The sequence below is a fragment of the Streptomyces alkaliphilus genome (assembly GCF_014141535.1).
GTDB lineage: Bacteria > Actinomycetota > Actinomycetes > Streptomycetales > Streptomycetaceae > Streptomyces > Streptomyces alkaliphilus.
Genome location: NZ_VKHT01000944.1, coordinates 1 through 1932 on the forward strand (window position 1 = coordinate 1; position 1932 = coordinate 1932).

Genomic DNA, 1932 nt, shown 5'->3' on the forward strand with positions numbered 1-1932 from the left:
GGGCCCGGCCGGGGCCGTCAGCCGGGGCGGACGGCGCTGTGGAAGGGCATCACCGAGATGGACTCCACCCGCACGTTCGTGCCCGGTCGGGGAGCGTGGATCATCTGACCGTCCCCGATGTACAGCCCGACGTGGCTGATGTCGGAGTAGAAGAACACCAGGTCGCCGGGGCGCAGGTCGGCTCGGCCGATCCGGGTGCCGGCGTTGACCTGGTCCCAGGTGACGCGCGGCAGTTCCACGCCCGCCGCCCGCCAGGCGGCCTGCGTGAGCCCGGAGCAGTCGTAGGAGCCGGGGCCGGTGGCGCCCCACACGTACGGCTTGCCGAGCTGGGCCCGGGCGTGCGCGATCGCCTGTTCGGCGCGGGTGGAGACGCCGGTGTCGCTCCCGGAGCCGGTGCCGGACGCCCCGGCGTCGGTGGATCCCGCGGACCCCGAGCCGGAGGAGCCGGACCCCGATGAGGCCGATGATCCCGAGGATCCCGACCCGGACTCCGCGGCCTGCGCGGCCTCGGCCCGGGCCGCCTCCTCGGCGGCCTCGCGTTCGGCGGTCCGCCGGGCGGCCCGCTCGGCCTCCTCGCGTTCGCGGCGCTCGGCCTCCTCGCGCTGCCGCTGCTCCTCCGCCAGCCGCTCGGCCTCGGCGGTCTCCAGTCGTTCCAGCTCGGCGAGTTCCTCGGCCTCCTCCTCGGTGAGACCGGCGAGCAGGTCCCGGGCGGTGGCCAGCTTGCCCTGGACCTCCTCCTTCTGCTCCTGCAACTCCCGCTGGCGCTCCTCGAGGTCCTCCAGCGCCCCGGCGGCCTCGGCGCGCTTGAGCTCGGCCTCCCCGCGGCGCTCGACGTAGTCGTCCAGGGCGAGTTGCTGCCGGTCGCCGGCGCGGCCGAGGACATGGGTGGTGTCGAACCACTGCTGGGGGTCGTTCATCAGCAGCAGCGTGGCGGTCTCGGAGACGCGGCCGTGCCGGTACTGGGCGGTGGCGTACCGGCCCAGGTCGCGGCGGGCCTCGTTGACCCGCTCGGCGGCCTCGGCGGCGGCCTCCACCAGTTCGTCGGCGGAGCGCTGCTGTTCCTCGGTGCGTTCCTTGGCGGCGTTGTACCGCTGGGTGGCGGTGCCCGCCTCGCGGAACAACTCGTCCACCTGCTCCTTGACCCCGGCCGCGCGCTCCCCGGCGGCCTCGGCGCGTTCCCGGGCCTCCTCGATGGCGGTCGCCGCGTCGGCGGCGGGGTCGCCGGTGCCACCGGGCTCGTCGGCCTGGGCGGTCTGGGAGAGCAGGGTCGCCGAGAGGGCGGCGGCTCCCAGGCCCACCACGCCCCTTCGGGCGGTGGGGGAGTCCAACAGTCCGGCACGCGGCTTGCGGTGAGCGCCCAAGGCCGGTCTCTCCTTCCGTCGCCGCCGGTCGGCGCGGGGCCGGGCCGGACGGCGGCACGGCGCCGGCGCCCGATGGACGCCGGCCCGGCCGCTGCCGACCCCGTCCCCTCGGCGGGGACGGACGCGGCGGGGGCGACCCGTGTCGTCGATGACGACGAGCGGGGAGGCGGGTCACCCGGCGCTGAACGCTAGCCGGCGGGAACGCCCCGGGGGAAGTCGAATGCTCGAAATGAGCGAAATCTTTTTGTGATCCTTTCGTTCCCCGGTCGGAATGTGATCACCGGTTTGACGCAGGGTGATTCCCTTTTCGGTATTCGAGGGGGCGGAAAACGCGAAACCCGCCAAAGTGTCGAAAAGGGCGAAACCCGCGAAGGGCGCGTATCGGAATTGCCCGATTCCGCCCCGCCGGGCCCGCGAAGGAGCCCGAACCGAAGCCGGGGGCTCAGAAAGTGTTGGGTAACTGATCGGTTGCTTGGTGTGATGTGCGGGTGGTGATCCTCGTGGCCGGGGCGGCGCGAGGATCACCGTCGTGTGTGTTTGTGTGTGCAAGCCCTCCTACGACTCGTCGTTG

At 73.4% G+C, this 1932-nt stretch carries 1 protein-coding gene; it reads right to left on the reverse strand.

All coding sequences use genetic code 11. From position 1 onward, the window contains the following. Positions 1-17: 17 nt before the first annotated feature. Positions 18-1361 (reverse strand): C40 family peptidase, encoded by a 1344-nt coding sequence (locus FNQ90_RS21340; RefSeq protein ID WP_182607844.1) that lies wholly within the window; start codon positions 1359-1361, stop codon positions 18-20. Positions 1362-1932: the final 571 nt, after the last annotated feature.